The sequence below is a fragment of the Brevundimonas sp. NPDC058933 genome, assembly GCF_049315965.1.
Taxonomy (GTDB): Bacteria; Pseudomonadota; Alphaproteobacteria; order Caulobacterales; family Caulobacteraceae; genus Brevundimonas.
In genome coordinates, this window is sequence record NZ_JBMOSL010000001.1 from 146057 (window position 1) to 163124 (window position 17068).

The window sequence follows — 17068 nt, forward strand, 5'->3', positions numbered from 1 at the left end:
GGGCGCCAGAGCGGGCGGGCCACCCGCTCAACGGGCGCTGGCGATCAGGGCGCCGCAGTCGGCGTCTTCCGCCAGGCCAGGATCGATGAAGCCCAGGAGCGCCGCTACCGGGGTGACCAGGGTCGCCAAGGCGCCGACGAGGCCGCCCTGCGTCGCCACCGCCGAGACGTCCACGCCAAGACTCGGGGAGGCGAGGGAGCCACGGACCGTGATCGGCGCCCAGACCCGCAGAAGCCGCGGCTTCTTGGTTTCGCCGTCGAGCCTGAGGTTCAGCGTTTCGGCGCCAAGATCAATGGTTCCCGCCCCCTGGGCCAGGACCACATCCGTGTCGATCACGAAGGTGCGCGAGCTGGCGACGCCGCGGACGACCGCGAACTCCGCCACGGCGCAGCGGATGTCGGAGGTCGACTGATCCCCGGACAGCAGCTTGCCCAAGCCCGCGCCGACATTGATGCCCAGCAGTTCAGCGAAGGCGGACCGCATGCGTCCGTGAGGAACGACCAGGCTTATGGTTCCCTTTGAGTTGGCCGCAAGCTCATGAATAGAGGCGCCCGGGCCCTCCAGCTTCGCCCGACCCAGGGCGCGGCCGGTCACGGTCGGCGCGCCGCCCCGCGCGGGAATGATCGACTCGAGCGGATAGCCGCTCAGACGGAAATCGACCGCGCTATAGGGTGTCGATCGGTTGGCGTCGATCCGCGCCGTTCCGTTCAGCTCTCCACGATTGAAGGCGAAAGAGACGGGATTGAGTTTGAGTATGCCGTCCTTGAGGTCGGCGCCGAGGCTCACCTGCCGGATGTCGAGGGCGTTGGTCTTCACCGAACGGGCGCGATAGGTCAGGGAGCCGTCCATGGTGCGAAGCCTTTCGGTCCTCAGCGGGGCATCGGGCAACAGCTTGCCCGGCTTGCCGGAGGTCGCGACAGTGCCGCCGCTGGTGACCTGCGGACGGGCGCCCAGGACCGCCGCGAGGTCATCAATGTCCAGCGAGCGTGAGGTCAGGTTGGCATCAACGCGGCGGCGTTCGCCGACCTTGTTCACCTCCAGCGTGCCCGACAGATCCGACGATCCGACCCGACCGCTGAAATCGGCGAAGCGGAAGAGGGAACCGTTTCGGCTCAGGCTCCCGCTCAGTTTGTAAGGGGGCGTGTTCGGCGTGGTGATCCCGGTCAGAAGATAGATGTCGGCCAGATCCTGCCCCTCCAACTCAAGCACGGCGTTAAACCGTCCCAGGTCGAACGGCCGGGTAATGGCGCCCTTGGCCTTCAGCCTGGAGCCAGCCCCTGCGAGATCGGCGGTGAAGCCGTAAGGTCGGTCGCGGCGAATATTGATGAAGGGGCCGCCCGTGACACGAAGGGTCAGCGGCGCGCCGTTCATCGTCCCCTTGCCGTCGAGAAGGAAGCCGCTTTCGCCGTCCTGCGGAGAGCGCGCCTCGCGCGCAGTGATCATGGCGTCAAGCTTCATGCCTCGGCGTTGCTCATCCAGCGTCAGCCGACCTTCGTTGATCACCAAGCGATGGATGACCGGCAACCTGGCCCCCCGACCATCGTTGGGTCGGTCGGGATTCAGGTCCCAACTGCGGCGTCCCTGATCATCAACGATCAGATGGACCGCCGGACGGGTTACGGTCAGAGAGGACACTTCAATCTGGCCCAGGAAGAGACGCCGTAATCGAACCGCTACGTCCAGCTGGTCGACCTCGGCGGTATCCTGACTGCGCGCCCAGGCAGGACCGCTGACCCTGAGGCCCCGTACAGTGGCGGACGGCGTCCAACTGAACAGCCTGACATCCAGATCGCCCTTCAGCAGAACTTCGCGCCCGGTCGAGGCGGACGCCGCGCGACCGATCGGCCCGCGCAGCCAGTTCCAGTCGAACAGGACCAGGAACAACAGAAAACCGAACGCCACCGCCAAGGTAATGCCTACCGCGATGACCTCCGGCTTTCCGGGACGACGCAGCGCTTGCCAGGCAGGATCACCGGCGACCACATAGGCCCTGAGCCTGTCCGCTCTCGCTTTCGCCAGCCGCCAGGCGGAGGTTCCGCCGTTACGGAGGGATTGAAGGAATGATTTTGGGCCAGGTCTGTCGATCGGCTCGCCTCCGGTGAAGCTGATCAACGCCCGAGACGGCAAAGGGCGCCACCGGTTTTAATGGAGCGGCGCTCGACGCGCGCAATCAAGAAAACTTCCACGGCTACGCTGGACCCTGGATTTAAAGGAACGTACCGTGAACAAATGGCGCGTATCGAACTTCGACGAAAGCTGTCCGTCCTGTCTGACGCGGCCAAGTATGACGCGTCCTGCGCGTCGTCGGGGGCGCCGAAACGCAACTCCCTGGGCGGCAAGGGAGTCGGTTCAACCGAGGGCATGGGCATCTGCCATGCCTATACGCCGGACGGGCGCTGCGTCAGCCTGCTGAAAATCCTGCTGACGAACTTCTGCATCTACGACTGCGTCTATTGCATCAACAGGTCATCTTCGAACGTGGAGCGGGCGCGATTTACGATCGATGAGGTCGTCGATCTGACGCTGGCCTTCTACAAGCGCAACTATATCGAGGGGCTTTTCCTGTCCTCGGGCGTCATTCGCTCGGGCGACTATACGATGGAGCAGCTGGTCGAGGTGGCGCGCCGCCTGCGCGAGGATCACGACTTTCGCGGCTATATCCATCTGAAGCTGATCCCCGAGGCGGATGAACGTCTGGTGGCGCTGGCCGGACGCTATGCGGATCGCCTCTCGGCCAATATCGAGTTGCCGCGCGACGAGGCCCTGGGGCGGCTGGCGCCCGAGAAGGACGCCCGACTGATCCGCAAGACCATGGCGCAGGTGCGACTTGGAGTGGAGGCGGCGAAGCCGGGAAAACGCGACCGGCAGCGGCCGCCGGCCTTTGCCCCGGCCGGGCAATCGACCCAATTGATCGTCGGCGCCGACGGCGCGCCGGACACGGAGATTCTGGACCGCAGCGCCTCTCTTTATGGCGGCTATGGTCTGCGTCGGGTCTATTATTCGGCCTTCAGTCCCATTCCCGACAGTTCGAGCGTCCTGCCGCTGTCGAAACCGCCCCTTATGCGCGAGCACCGGCTGTATCAGGCGGACTGGCTGATGCGCTTCTACGGCTTTACTGCTCCCGAGATCGGCGAGGGGGCTTCGGACGGGATGCTGGATCTGGCCATTGATCCCAAGCTGGCGTGGGCGCTGAAGCGGCGCGAGGTCTTTCCCGCCGACGTCAATGTCGCGGCGCGCGAGGACCTTCTTCGCGTGCCGGGTCTGGGCGTGAAGGCGGTGGACCGCATCCTGTCCGTGCGCCGCTACCGCACCCTGCGGCTGGAGGATGTGGCCCGGCTGACGCGGTCGATAGACAAGGTTCGACCGTGGATCCTGGCCCTGGACTGGACGCCGGGAGGGTTGACCGACGCCGCCGATCTGCGCGCCCGCCTGGCGCCGAAGCGGGCGCCCGAGCAGTTGAGCCTGTTCTGATGCGCACCATCGTCCTGGCGAGCGAGACGGACTTCGACGGATGGAAGGCGGCGGCGCGGGCGCTGCGGATCGCGAAGGTGGAACCGGCGAAGGCGCGCTTTGTCACGGGGGAAACGGAGCAGCCTGGACTGTTTGGATTGGATGGCGTCATCGCCGGTGAGCAGGAAGGCGCGGCCTTTGTCGTGCCCCGTGCCTTCCTCGAAACGGCTGCAGACCTGATCCTGCACCGCGCGCCGGATCGCTTTGACCTGATGTACCGGCTGTTGTGGCGGCTGCGCGACGAGCCCGATCTGATGCGCGTCGTGTCCGATCCGGACGTGGCGGCCGCGGCAGAGCGGGTGAAGAATGTTCACCGGGCTGCGCACAAGATGAAGGCCTTCGTCCGTTTTCGCGAAACGACAGATGAAGCGGGCGACCGGTGGGTCGCCTGGTTCGAGCCGGCGCACCGGGTGCTGGAGAAGACGGCCCCCTTCTTCGCCCGACGGTTCAGCACCATGCGGTGGTCGATTCTGACGCCCGACGGCGCTGCGCACTGGGATAGCGACAGTCTGAGCTTCGGACCGCCCGCGTGTCAGGACGAGGCGCCCCGGGAAGACGAGGTGGAGGACTTCTGGCGCACCTATTACGCCTCGACCTTCAATCCGGCGCGTCTGCGCACGCGGATGATGCAGTCCGAAATGCCGAAGCGCTATTGGAAGAACCTGCCGGAAGCCGCGCTGATTCCTGAACTTGTGGCTTCGGCCGGGATGCGCACGGATGTGATGGTGGAGAAGGCCGCGGCGCGGCCCAACGAGAAGTTTCTGCGTCTTCGCGCCCCAACCATCGACCGGGCGGCGACCGACGACATGGTCCCCTCGACCCTGTCGGAGCTGGGACGCGGGGTCCAGGGCTGTCGCCGTTGTCCGCTATGGCGTGACGGAACCCAGGCCGTATGCGGCGAGGGACCCGCCAGGGCGTCGCTGATGATTGTCGGCGAACAACCCGGCGATCAGGAGGATTTGGCGGGGCGACCGTTCGTCGGTCCCGCCGGTAGGGTGCTGAATGCTGCGCTGGACGCGGCCGGCGTTGATCGGCTGGAGACCTATCTCACCAACGCCGTCAAACACTTCAAGCATGAGCCGCGAGGCAAGCGCCGGCTTCACAAGACGCCGAACGCCGGCGAGGTGCAGGCCTGCAGATGGTGGCTGGACCATGAGCGAAAACTGGTCAGGCCGCGTCTTATATTGGCGCTGGGCGCAACGGCGGGGCTGGCTTTGCTGGGGCGTAAACCGGCCATTCAGGCGGAACGCGGGAAGGTCATCGAGACGTCGGAAGGCGACCGGGTGCTGTTGACGGTCCATCCCGCCTACCTGCTGCGCCTGCCTGATGCCGACATGCGCCGACGCGAGCAGGCAGCCTTTGCCGCAGATCTGGAGTTGGCGAAAATAGAGGCGAACCTGCCCTAGGTCTGGCCTACTCGAGATCGGCCGCTTTCGGCGCCGGGGCCAGGTTCAGGTCAGGACCTTCCTGCGGGTGATCTCTCAGGCCGCTCGAGGTCAGTTCGTCCAGTTCGGCTGCTTCCACGAAGACCACGGTTTCGTCGCCTTGCAACAAGGTTTCCGCCTTGTGCCGTGCTTCGACCTCGCCGGAGGCCTTGATCCTGATGGTTCGCGATGAACCGTCAACCTCGCCCACCGTCACTTCGAAAACCTCGGCCATGTCCACTCCATTTCTGTCAGCCTAGGGGAATGCGGGACGCCTGGCCGTGTTGCCGGCTGGGCGGATCGGCCGCACTCTCATTCAGGCGGAATATGGTCATCGCCTTCCGCGCGATCCCGATAGACGGCGGCCCGGGCCAGCAGGATGAGGGTCACGGGCGTGGTGACGGTGAGGAAGACGCCGATCAGAAGGTCCCTGAGCGCCAGTCGCCCCTCGCTCATTGACCAGAACATCACCGAGGCGATGACGATCAGCGCCATGCCCATGGTGGCGCCCAGCGTCGGGGCGTGCACGCGTTCATAGAAACGCTTGAGCATCACAAGGCCGATTGAACCCGTCAGCGCCAGCACGCTGCCGACCAGCGTGACGGCGACGATGGTCCAGGCCGCCCAGAGCGGCAGGTCGGAGGGCGTCATTCGATCACCTCGCCACGCATGAGGAACTTGGCCAGGGCGACGGTGGCGGTGAAGCCCAGCATCCCGATGATCAGGGCAGCCTCGAAATAGACGCCTACGCCGCTACGCATGCCCTGGACGAGGATCATCAGCATGGCGTTCAGATAAAGGGTGTCGAGACCCAGAACGCGGTCCTGGGCGCGAGGACCGTGCATCATGCGCCACGCGGCCAGCAGCATCGAAAGCAGCAACAGGGCCTGGGCCGCGCCCAGGCCCCAGTAGAGGACGGCGGAGGCGGTCACGGGAAAATCTCCAGCAGCAGGCGTTCATATCGTCCCTTGATCAGGTCGATCCATTCCTGCTCCTCGATCAGATCCAGGACGTGCAGGAGCAGACGGCCCGACGGCCGGTCATACTGGACCCACAGCGTGCCGGGCGTGCTGGTGAGGATGATGGCGAGGACGGCGAGGCCGTAGCGGTTGCGGAGATCCAGCGGCACATGGATGAAACCAGACACCCGCTCTCGCTTGCGGCGGCCGAGGATGATCGTGGCCACGGCGTAGTTCGAACGCACCACGTCCACGGCCACGTAGCCCGCCAACTGAATCAGAGCGCCAGGCGACCGGACCCCGGACCGGTCGGGTTCCAGCAGGCGCATGACATGGGGGATGGTCAAGGCAGCGATCAGGGCGACGGCGATGTCGCCCGGCGAGACGGGCTCGCTCAGCAGCAGCCAGGCGCCAAACAATCCGGCGGCGAGGAGGGGGTGAGGCAGGACGGCGCGGATCATGACGCGGTTCCCAGGACGGCGTTCACGTAGGCGGCCGGGGACGCCAGCCATTCTCCGGTCTTTTCGGCATAGGTCAGGCCCGCCGCCGCGCCGGCGCTCAGCCACAGGCAGCACAGGACGAGACCGCCGATGGCGAGGAACTCCGGACTGCGGACCTTGGGCGGAGCGGCGTCCTCGCGGCGCCAGAAGCCCGCCACGCCGAACCGCGTCAGGGCGATCAGGGCGGCGAAGCTGGACAATGTCAGGACGCCGACAATGGTCCAGTGGGTGGGCGACAGGACGCCTTCGCCCGACAGCAGGGCCGCGAAGATGCTCAGCTTGCCTGCGAACCCGGCCAGCGGCGGCAGGCTGACCGTCACCAGGGCCACCAGGATGAAGGCGCTGCCGAGGAATGCGGTCGAGGCGGGCAGGACGCGCCCGACCTCATGGACGTCGTCGGCGGCGAAGGGATCATCATATTCGTCGTCGAAGACGGCGTCCTCGGGCGACACCGCCTGATCCTCGCCCCGCCCCAGGATTTCGGCGATCAGGAACAGGGCGCCGGCCGCCAGGGTAGACGCGGCCATGTAGAAGAGGGCTCCGCCGATGGCGTTCGGCACGGCCGTGCCCGCGATGGCGAGCACGGTGCCCGACGAGACCATGACCGCATAGCCGGCCGCCTGTTCCAGCCGGCGCGACGCGACCATGCCGGCGGCGCCGAACACGACGGTGGCGACGCCGGCTGAAAGCAGCCAGATATTGCCGAATCCGGTCGAGGCCCCGGCGTCATCGCCGAACAGCAGCGTCGCCAGGCGCAGGATCACATAGACCCCGACCTTGCTGAGTATGGCGAAGACCGCCGCGACGGGCGCGCTGGCGGCGGCATAGGCGCCCGGCAGCCAGAAGCCCAGCGGCCATGCGGCCGCCTTGACCAGGAAGGCCACGCCCAGGATGGCGCAGCCGATGTGGAACAGGGCCCGGTCATGCGCGGGAATGGCGGAGACCTTGCTGGCGATGTCGGCCATGTTGAGCGCGCCGGTCACGCCGTAGATCAGGCTGACGCCGATGAGGAAGAAGAGCGACGCCGTCAGGTTGATCGCGACATAGCCCAGTCCGGCGCGCACCCGCTTCTCGCCCGACCCGTGAAGCAGCAAGCCATAGGAGGCGGCCAGCATGACTTCGAAGAAGACGAAGAGGTTGAACAGGTCGCCGGTCAGGACCGCCCCGTTCACGCCCATGATCAGCAGAAGGTAGAGGGCGTGGAAGCGCGGCCCGGCTCGGTCCCACCGGGCGTAGGAGAACAGCAGGCCTCCGGCCGCCAGCGTCGCTGTCAGCGCCAGCATCAAGGTCGACAGCCGATCCGCCACCAAGGTGATGCCGAAAGGCGCCGACCATGCGCCGAGGTTGTAGATGCGGGCCGTGTCGTCGCCGGCCGGCCCGCCGACGGCGGCTTCGTGCAGCAGGGCGTAGGCGACCCCGACCAGAGCGATCAGGCAGAGCAGGCTGATCAGGGCCTTGAGGCCATAGCGCTGCTCCTTGAGCAGTAGCATGGCGGCCGCCGCGATCAGCGGCAGCACGACCGGAACGACGATGAGGTGGTCCTGCCAGTCGGTCATTCGCCCGGCTCCCGTCCGTCGATGTGGTCGCTGCCGGTGATGCCCCTGCTGGTCATCAGCACCACGAGGAACAGGGCGGTCAGGGCGAAGCTGATCACGATGGCCGTCAGTACGAGGGCCTGGGGCACGGGATCGGCATAGGCGGCGGGATCGGCCGGAAGGTCGTCCCGCAGCACGGGCGGCGACCCGGCGCGCAGGCGGCCCATGGAGAAGATGAAGAGATTGACCGCATAGCCGAGCAGGGACAGGCCGATGATGACCTGGAAGGTGCGAGGACGAAGCAGCAGCCATACGCCGGCGGCGGTCAGCACCCCTATGCCGAGAGCAAGAACCAGTTCCATCAGACGGTCTCCTCTTCAACCGGCGCAGGGACGATCTGGCGGGACTTTCGCAACGACTGGTGCGCGATGGCCACCAGCATCAGGACGGTCGCGCCGACGACCAGCAGGGCCACGCCGGCGTCAAAGACGACTGCGGACGCCAGCGGCGTCTTGCCGATCAGCGGCAGATCGAAATAGCGGAACCAGGAGGTCAGCAAGGGATAACCGAACAGCCAGGAAGCGACCCCGGAAAGGGCCGCAATCAGCAGGCCGCCGCCGATCCAGACCAGAGGGCGGATTTCCAGCCGCTCTTCCACCCACCGGGCGCCGGACGCCATGTACTGCAGGATGAAGGCGATCGACAGGGTCACGCCGGCTGCGAAGCCGCCACCCGGCAGGTCGTGCCCGCGCAAGAAGAGATGCAGCGCCAGAAGGACGATGAAGGGGAAGAGCCAGCGCATCACCACCCGCGGGATCAGCATGGTCTCGGACAGGGTGTCGCCCAGTTTGCGGTTCTCGCGACGGTCGTCGCTGTCGTTTTGGTTCTGCTTCTGCTCGGTGTGCCCGACGCTGTCGGAGGCAGGGCGGAACCTGCGGAGCAGGGCCCAGATCGTCAGGCCGACGATCCCCAGGACCGTGATCTCGCCCAGGGTGTCGAAGGCCCGGAAATCGACCAGCAGGACGTTCACGACGTTGCGGCCGCCGCCTTCCGAATAGGCGTGTTCAAGGAAGTAGCGCGCCAGCGGCGAGGTTGACGGTCGCGTCATGACGGCGAAGGCGACCAGGGCGACGCCCGCGCCGGCGGCCCCGGCGATGGCGAGGTCCGTCAGGCGACGTCGCCGCGCCCTGGATTCCTGGGCAGGCGAGGCCAGGTTGGGCAGGCGCTTCGGCAGCCAGCGCAGGCCCAGAAGAAGCAGAACCGTGGTGACAATCTCGACCAGCATCTGGGTCGTCGCCAGATCCGGCGCAGAGAACCAGACGAAGGTCAGGCAACTGACAAGACCGGCGCCCCCGACCAGCACCACGGCCGCCAGTCGATGATACTTGGCCTGCCAGGCGGCGGCCACGGCGCAGGATGCGCCGATGATCCACAGGAGGGTGAACCCGAGGCCGGGGCGCTGGACGGCGAGGCCGGCGTCATCAAAGCCGAGGCCGGCCATGCTGCTGCCCAGGACGGCGGCCAACAGGCAGGTCAGGATGATCACGCGCAGGCGCGCCTGCTGGCGCGAGGCGCCGAGGCGACGCACGATCCAGTCGGCGGCAAGATGGACTCCCCGCATGACGCGGTCGTAGACGCGAGCCCCGTTGACGCGCCCGACCAGCCAGGGACGTTCGCTGGCGTTGATGCGCGGGCCGAGCAGTTTGTAGAGGGTCACGCCGCCGACCAGCGCAATCATGCTCATCAGCAGCGGCAGGTTGAAGCCGTGCCACAGGGCCAGGCTGTAATAGGGGACGTCGTCGCCCAGGACGGAGCGAACGGCGACCGCCAGGACGGGGCCGATGGTGATCGCCGGCAGGACCCCCACGATGATGCACAGACCCACCAGAACCTCGATAGGGAAGCGCATCCAGCGCGGCGGCTCATGGGGCTCCTTGGGCAGGTCGACCGGCGCGGGGCCGAAGAAGGTGAGGTGGATGAAGCGCACCGAGTAGAGCACGCTGAGCAGGCTGGCGACGGTGGCCAGGACGGGCAGGGCCAGGTTCAGGTGCCGACCGCCGGTGTGGGCTACGGCTTCGGCCAGGAACATCTCCTTGGACAGGAAGCCGTTGAGCAGGGGGACGCCGGCCATGGCGGCGGCGGCGACGATGGCCAGGGCGGCTGTGACAGGCATCGAGGCCCTGAGGCCGCTCAACCTTCGCATGTCGCGGGTGCCGGTCTCATGATCAATGACCCCGGCCGCCATGAATAGAGATGCCTTGAAGGTGGCGTGATTGACCGTGTGGAAGATGGCCGCCACCGCCGCGAGCGGACTGCCCAGCCCCAGCAGGAGAGTGATCAGTCCCAGGTGGCTGATGGTCGAATAGGCCAGCAGCCCCTTCAGGTCGTTCTGGAAGACGGCGCTCCAGGCGCCGAACAGCAAGGTCGCCATCCCGGCCGAGCCGACGATGACATACCAGGCGTCCGTGCCCGCGAGCACGGGCCAGAGGCGGATCAGCAAAAAGACGCCCGCCTTCACCATGGTCGCCGAGTGCAGATAGGCGCTGACCGGAGTGGGGGCGGCCATGGCGCGCGGCAGCCAGAAGTGGAAGGGGAACTGGGCGCTCTTGGTCAGGGCTCCCGCCAGGATCAGGATCAGGGCGGCCAGATACCAGGGGCTGTTCCTGATAATGTCCCCGGACGCCAGAACCACGTCCAGATCGAAACTGCCGACGATCCGACCCAGGACCACCATGCCCGCGAACAGGCAAAGCCCCCCGGCGGCCGTCACGGTGAGCGCCATCCGCGCGCCGTCCCGCGCCGCCGCGTTGTGATGCCAGTAGCCGATCAGCAGGAAGGAGAAGAGGCTGGTCAGTTCCCAGAACGCCGCCAGAACGATCAGGTCTCCAGCCATGACCATGCCGGTCATGGCGCCCATGAAGGCCAGCAGGAAGGCGAAGAAGCGAGGAACGGGATCGGCCGCCGACATGTAGTAGCGGGCATAGAGGACCACGAGGGCCCCGATCCCCTGGACCATGACCGCGAACAGCCAGGACAGCCCGTCCAGCCTAAGGGTGAAGTTGACGCCAAGCGTCGGCAACCAGGGCGTGGACCACCGCACCGCCTCGCCGGACGCTACCGCCGGGAACAGGGCTACGAGGCACAGCAGCCCGGCCAGAGAGGTCGCCCATGCCAGTGCTGCTGCGGCGTTCCGGGCGCGTGACGGCAGGTAGATCGCCAACACCGCCGCAACAAACGGCGCCCCGAACGGAATGAGCAGCATGAGGGCATTGGGCATGCGTCGGGGAAGTCCTTTCGAAGCGGCTGAACAGACAGCTTAACGGCCAGCCGGCGCTGGAGCCATAGATTCGGCTGCGGCGATCCGACCCAATCCGGCCCGGGTCCGCCGTTGGACATGCTTTGATGTCTTATCAAGCAGCGATCGACCTGGCAGCGATGTTTCTACACCCCCGCATCGAACGCCGGAGGAGATGGCGCGTTAGGCCTCCAGTTCCGAAAATGGATCTGAAGGATATGCCATGGCCAAGCCGCCTGTTGACGACGCTCGCCCGGGGGCGGGCGGTGAACTCCACCAGACCGCCACGACGCCAGAAACGCGCACGACCACCAATCATGGCGCGCCGATCAGCGACAATCAAAACTCGCTGAAAGCGGGCGCCAGAGGCTCGACCCTGCTGGAGGACTTCATCCTCCGGGAGAAGATCCAGCACTTCGATCATGAGCGTATTCCCGAGCGGATCGTCCATGCGCGCGGCTCGGCCGCCCATGGCTTCTTCGAACTGACCGAGAGTCTGGCCGACTATACGACGGCGAAAGTCCTCACCGAGGTGGGCAAGAAGACCGAGGTCTTCACGCGCTTCTCGACGGTGGCCGGCGGCGCCGGGTCGGTGGACACGCCGCGCGACGTCCGGGGCTTTGCGGTGAAGCTCTATACCACGGAGGGGAACTGGGACCTGGTCGGCAACAACATCCCCGTCTTCTTCATCCAGGACGCGATCAAGTTCCCCGACCTGATCCATGCGGTGAAGATGGAGGCGGATCGCGGCTATCCCCAGGCGGCGAGCGCCCATGACACCTTCTGGGACTTCATCGGCCTGATGCCGGAGAGCACCCACATGGTCATGTGGGCCATGTCCGACCGGGCCATCCCCCGTTCCCTGCGGATGATCGAAGGCTTCGGCGTCAACACCTTCCGCCTGATCAACGCCAAGGGGGAGGCGACCTTCGTCAAATTCCACTGGCGGCCCAAGCTCGGGACCCAGTCAACCTGCTGGGACGAGGCGGTCAAGATCGCCGGGGCCGACCCCGACTATCATCGCCGCGACCTGTTCGAGGCCATCGACCAGGGCGACTTCCCCGAGTGGGAGTTCGCCGTTCAGTTGCTGACCCAGGCCGAGGCGGACGCCCTGCCGTTCGACATTCTCGACGCTACAAAGCTGATTCCGGAAGAGGTTCACCCTCTGCGGGTCATCGGCCGCATGGTGCTGAACCGAAACCCCGACAACTTCTTCGCCGAAACCGAACAGGCCGCCTTCCTGCCGACCAATATCGTGCCGGGCATCGACTTCTCGGAGGACCCCCTGCTGCAGGGCCGGCTCTTCTCCTACCAGGACACGCAACTGTCGCGTCTGGGGACGGTCAACTTCCATCAGATCCCGATCAACCAGGCCAAGGGCTGTCCCTTCCAGAACTTCCAGCGCGACGGCCATATGCAGACCCAGGTCTTCAAGGGGCGCGCCAACTACGAACCGAACAGCCTGGCCGAGGCTGGAGAGGAGGGCGGGCCGCGCGAGGATCCGCAAGGCGGCTTCCGCACCTTCGCCGTGCCGATGGAGGGTGAGAAGGTCAGGCTGAGGGCTGAAAGTTTCGCCGACCACTACAGCCAGGCAAGGCTCTTCTTCCGATCACAGACGGAGATCGAACAGGCCCATCTGGCCAGCGCCCTGGTCTTCGAACTGTCCAAGGTCACGCTTGAACACGTCAGGACTCGTGTTCTGGCCAATCTGCGCAATGTCGATGAGAGCCTGGCCCAGCGAGTGGCCGACGGCATGGGCCTGTCTCTGCCGGGCGCTTCGAAACCTGCCGCCAAGCCTGTGGATCTGGACGTGTCTCCCGCCCTTCGGATCGTCGGCAAGTATCCGGACACGCTCGAGGGCCGCAAGGTCGGGATCCTGGTGGCCGATGGTTCGGACGGCGCCGCCGTTGAGGCTGTCCGCAAGGCCGTCCTGGGAGACGGCGGGTCCGTCTTTATCGTCGCGCCGAAAGTCGCCGGGGTTAAGCTGGCGGACGGATCCATGCTCGCTGCTGACGGCCAACTGGCGGGCAGCCCATCGGTGCTGTTCGATGCGGTTGCGATCATCCTGTCGGACGACGGCTGCGCCCAGCTGCTGAAAGAGGGGGCTGCGACCGACTTCGCCAAGGACGCCTACGGCCACCTCAAGGCCATCGGATTCAGCGCTCAGGCCCAGCCCCTGCTGGACAAGGCAGGAGTGAAGTCTGACGACGGCGTGGTGGAAATAGACGCGAAATCAAAGCTCTTCCTGGCTGCGGCGCGCACCCGCCAGTGGGAACGCGAGCCCAAGGTCCGCACATTGGCCTAGCGACACAGGCCTGGGCCGGGAAGAAAATCAGGCCCAGGTTCTTGCGCTTCCCGGCAGCCCCTCTACGCAAGGGCATCCATTCGCTTGCCAAGGCCAGATCTTTTGATGATGTCGAACCGCCGCCCGAAGCCGGGCTCGAAGATGGAAGCCTGGGCGGCAGCGGGACTGGCGCTTGTTCTGACCTTCTTCCTCGCTACGGGTCTGGTGGCCTATCTCAACGTCGAGGTTCTGAGGGCGAACAATCAGAAGATCATCCACACGCACCGGGTGATCGTCGCCGTGGACGAACTCCTGGCGACCGCCCAGGATGCGGAAACCGGGCAGCGCGGCTACCTGCTCACCGGCAACCCCCAGTACCTTCAGCCCTATGAAACGGCGGCGGCCGCCGTCGCCCGCCGTCTGGACGACGTCGCCACGCTTACGAGCGACAATCCCGTGCAGCAGGCGCATCTGCAGAAACTGCGGCGTCACGTCGACGCCAAGATGACCGAGTTGGAGACAACCATACAGGCCCGGCGTGCGGAAGGCGTTCAGGCGGCGGTGGCGCGCATGACGACGGATCGCGGCAAGTTCGAGATGGACGCCATCCGCGCCGAGATCGGGCTCATGCGGCAGGAAGAGCAGCGGCTGCGTCTGCAACGGCTGGCGGAAATGGACGCCGCCTACCGAACGGCCTTGATCAGCGGAGTTCTGTCCGGACTTCTTGGCGCCTTTCTCACTCTCGTCGTCTTCACGCTTATCCGTCGCAGCGCCCGCGCTCGCGCTCGCCAGGAATGGTTGCACAGGGGGCAGGTGGGGCTGGCGGACGCCATGATGGGCGACCAGTCCATGGAACTGCTGGCCGACAAGATCCTGGCCTATCTGGCTCGCTATGCCGACGTTCAGGCGGCCGCTCTGTTCAAGGGCGAGGGCGGCGTCTATCGGCGCATCGCCACGCTCGGCGTTCCCGCCGACGCCCGAATCCCCGAACGGTTCGGTCATCGCGAAGGTCTGTTGGGTCAGGTGGCCGCCGAGGGGGCCGTCCTTACGCTCCCCGAGGTGCCCGAAGGCTATCTGACGATCGGTTCCGCGCTCGGCCAGGACAAGCCCAGACACCTGGTGATCGCGCCCGCTCGCGCCGACGGCGAGGTCAACGCCGTGATCGAGCTTGGCTTCCTGCGCCCCGTGGACGACCGCTTGCAGACCCTGCTGGAAGAGGTGGGCCCCGCAATCGGCACGGCGCTGAGATCCGCCCGCTATCGGGCCCAGCTTCAGAACATGCTGGAAGAAACGCAACGCCAGTCCGAGGAACTGCAGGTTCAGAGCGAGGAGCTTCGGGTATCCAACGAAGAGCTGGAAGAACAGGGCCGGGCGCTGAAGGAGACGCAGTTCCGCCTCGAGCAGCAGCAGGCCGAGCTGGAACAGACCAATAGCCAGCTCGAGGAGCAGGCGCAGATGCTGGAGACCCAGCGCGACGATCTGGAGCGTGGCTCCGCCGCCCTCGGGCTCAAGGCGCGGGAACTTGAGCAGGCCAGCCAGTACAAGTCCGACTTCCTGGCCAACATGTCCCACGAATTGCGCACGCCGCTCAATTCCCTGCTGATCCTGTCGAAGCTGCTGGCCGACAATCCGGAAGGCGGCCTGACGGACGAACAGGTCAAATACGCCCGCACCATCCAGTCCTCTGGCAATGATCTTCTGACGCTGATCAACGACATTCTCGATCTGTCCAAGATCGAGGCAGGCCATATCCAGGCGAGACCCGAAGCGGTCTCGCTTCAGCGCCTGGGCGAGGATGTGCGGCAGTTGTTCCAGCCGGTGGCTGACGATCGCGGTCTCGCATTCGAAATAGACCTGACGGCGGCTGGCGACGACATGGTGGAAACGGATCGCCAGAGGCTTGAGCAGATCCTCAAAAACCTGCTGTCGAACGCCTTCAAGTTTACCGAAAAGGGCAGGGTGAAGCTGTCGGTCACGGCTGCCGGGCCGAATGAACTGGCTTTCGCGGTGTCGGATACGGGAATCGGCATCTCGGCTGATCATCAGAAGAGCGTGTTCGAGGCCTTCCAGCAGGCGGACGGGACGATTAGCCGCCGCTACGGGGGCACAGGGCTCGGCCTGTCAATTTCACGCGAACTGGCGCGGCTGCTGGGCGGCCGGATCACGCTGCAAAGCCGACCGGGCGAGGGCAGCGTCTTCACCCTGATCCTGCCGCGCGCCTATGACGCTGCGCGGGTTGCGCCGCGGGAAGTCGCCGTCTCGGCGCCCACAGCTCCCGCAGAAAGCCCCCGCGACGCCGTCGTCGCCCCGAACACGCGGCTCGAGTCCCTGCATCGCGCAGTCGAGGATGACCGCGATCAACTGACGGGAAGCCGGAGACTGCTGCTGGTGGTCGAGGACGACGACCGTTTCGCGGCCATTGTTCGCGACCTGTCGCACGAACTGGGCTTCCAGTGCATCGTGGCCGGGACGGCGGAGGAGGCGCTCAAGCTGGCCAAGCGCTATCGCCCCAGTGCGGTGGTGCTGGACATCGGCCTGCCGGATCAGTCGGGCCTTACCGTGCTGGACGTCCTGAAGCGCGACGACGACACGCGCCATATCCCCATTCACGTCGTGTCGGCGGACGACCACAGCCAGACGGCGCTCTCGCTGGGGGCGATCGGCTATGTGGTCAAGCCGGTGGCGCGCGATGCGCTGGCCGAGGTCCTGCGTTCGCTTGAGGAGAAGCTGACGCGCACCGTGCGCCGCGTCCTCATCGTCGAGGACGACGCGGTTCAGCGCGAAGCGGTGAGCAAGTTGCTGGAATCGGGTGATGTCGAGACCGTCGGCGTCGGCACGGCGGCTGAATGTCTCGAACAGCTGAAGAGCCAGACCTTCGATTGCATGGTGCTGGATCTGAGCCTGCCGGACGCATCGGGCTTCTCGCTTCTGGAGACGCTCAGCCGCGAGAGCGGTCACGCCTTCCCGCCGGTCATCGTCTACACCGGCCGCGACCTGTCGCCGGAACATGAGCAGCAGCTCCGCCGCTATTCCAGCTCCATCATCATCAAGGGGGCCAAGTCGCCGGAGCGGCTGCTCGACGAGGTCTCGCTCTTCCTTCACCAGGTGGTGTCCGAGCTGCCCGCAGAGCAGCAGAAGATGATCCGCAAGGCGCGCAATCGCGACGCCGTTCTGGAAGGGCGGCGGATTCTTATCGTCGAAGACGATGTCCGCAATGTCTACTCCCTGACCAACGTCCTGGAACCGCGCGGCGCCGTCATCGAGATCGCCCGGAACGGCCAGGAAGCGATCGAGCTGCTGGATCGATCTTACGGCGATCCGGCCAGGACGATCGACCTTGTCCTCATGGATGTGATGATGCCCGTCATGGACGGCCTGACGGCCACCCGCGAACTGCGCAAGGATGCGCGGTGGAGCGGATTGCCGGTGGTGATGCTGACCGCCAAGGCCATGCCTGACGATCAGGAGCGTTGCATGGCGGCGGGGGCCAACGACTACATGGCCAAGCCGCTGGACGTCGACAAACTGCTGTCGCTTGTCCGCGTCTGGATGCCGCGTTGA

At 65.9% G+C, this 17068-nt stretch carries 12 protein-coding genes; 4 read left to right on the top strand and 8 right to left on the bottom strand.

The annotated features are described in order from the left end of the window. Positions 1–27 precede the first annotated feature (27 nt). Positions 28–1983 carry an AsmA family protein gene (locus tag ACOZBP_RS00690; RefSeq protein ID WP_422674539.1) on the bottom strand — a complete coding sequence of 652 codons (1956 nt, stop codon included), beginning with the start codon at positions 1981–1983 and terminating at the stop codon, positions 28–30. A 246-nt stretch (positions 1984–2229) separates the two neighbouring features. Between ACOZBP_RS00690 and ACOZBP_RS00695 the strand changes: the two genes are divergently transcribed. Then, positions 2230–3471 carry a putative DNA modification/repair radical SAM protein gene (locus tag ACOZBP_RS00695; RefSeq protein WP_422674540.1) on the top strand — a complete coding sequence of 414 codons (1242 nt, stop codon included), beginning with the start codon at positions 2230–2232 and terminating at the stop codon, positions 3469–3471. Then, positions 3471–4916, top strand: coding sequence for a UdgX family uracil-DNA binding protein (locus ACOZBP_RS00700; protein WP_422674541.1), 1446 nt, complete (start codon positions 3471–3473; stop codon positions 4914–4916). Before ACOZBP_RS00695 ends, ACOZBP_RS00700 begins: the two co-directional genes overlap by 1 nt. Positions 4917–4923: 7 nt before the next feature. Here the strand turns inward: ACOZBP_RS00700 and ACOZBP_RS00705 are convergent, their stop codons facing one another. The 7 genes from ACOZBP_RS00705 to ACOZBP_RS00735 form a co-directional block, all read right to left on the bottom strand. Then, positions 4924–5169: a hypothetical protein gene (locus tag ACOZBP_RS00705; protein WP_422674542.1), complete on the bottom strand. Its 246-nt coding sequence runs from the start codon at positions 5167–5169 to the stop codon at positions 4924–4926. Positions 5170–5246: 77 nt separating this feature from the next. Then, positions 5247–5585 (bottom strand): monovalent cation/H(+) antiporter subunit G, encoded by a 339-nt coding sequence (gene mnhG, locus ACOZBP_RS00710; RefSeq protein WP_422674543.1) that lies wholly within the window; start codon positions 5583–5585, stop codon positions 5247–5249. Next, complete coding sequence (locus tag ACOZBP_RS00715) at positions 5582–5866, bottom strand: K+/H+ antiporter subunit F (RefSeq protein ID WP_422674544.1); 285 nt, start codon at positions 5864–5866, stop codon at positions 5582–5584. Before ACOZBP_RS00715 ends, mnhG begins: the two co-directional genes overlap by 4 nt. After that, positions 5863–6354, bottom strand: coding sequence for a Na+/H+ antiporter subunit E (locus tag ACOZBP_RS00720; protein WP_422674545.1), 492 nt, complete (start codon positions 6352–6354; stop codon positions 5863–5865). Before ACOZBP_RS00720 ends, ACOZBP_RS00715 begins: the two co-directional genes overlap by 4 nt. After that, the gene (locus tag ACOZBP_RS00725; RefSeq protein ID WP_422674546.1) at positions 6351–7949 is read right to left on the bottom strand and encodes a monovalent cation/H+ antiporter subunit D; all 1599 of its coding nucleotides are present in this window, start codon (positions 7947–7949) and stop codon (positions 6351–6353) included. The genes ACOZBP_RS00720 and ACOZBP_RS00725 overlap by 4 nt, the downstream gene beginning before the upstream one ends. Then, positions 7946–8290 carry a Na+/H+ antiporter subunit C gene (locus ACOZBP_RS00730; protein ID WP_422674547.1) on the bottom strand — a complete coding sequence of 115 codons (345 nt, stop codon included), beginning with the start codon at positions 8288–8290 and terminating at the stop codon, positions 7946–7948. The genes ACOZBP_RS00725 and ACOZBP_RS00730 overlap by 4 nt, the downstream gene beginning before the upstream one ends. Continuing rightward, positions 8290–11205 carry a monovalent cation/H+ antiporter subunit A gene (locus ACOZBP_RS00735; RefSeq protein WP_422674548.1) on the bottom strand — a complete coding sequence of 972 codons (2916 nt, stop codon included), beginning with the start codon at positions 11203–11205 and terminating at the stop codon, positions 8290–8292. Before ACOZBP_RS00735 ends, ACOZBP_RS00730 begins: the two co-directional genes overlap by 1 nt. Before the next feature lie 241 nt (positions 11206–11446). Between ACOZBP_RS00735 and ACOZBP_RS00740 the strand changes: the two genes are divergently transcribed. Both ACOZBP_RS00740 and ACOZBP_RS00745 read left to right on the top strand, forming a co-directional pair. Beyond that, positions 11447–13528, top strand: a complete 2082-nt coding sequence (locus tag ACOZBP_RS00740) for a catalase (protein ID WP_422674550.1) — start codon at positions 11447–11449, stop codon at positions 13526–13528. Positions 13529–13669: 141 nt separating this feature from the next. Next, positions 13670–17068 carry a response regulator gene (locus ACOZBP_RS00745; RefSeq protein WP_422675461.1) on the top strand — a complete coding sequence of 1133 codons (3399 nt, stop codon included), beginning with the start codon at positions 13670–13672 and terminating at the stop codon, positions 17066–17068.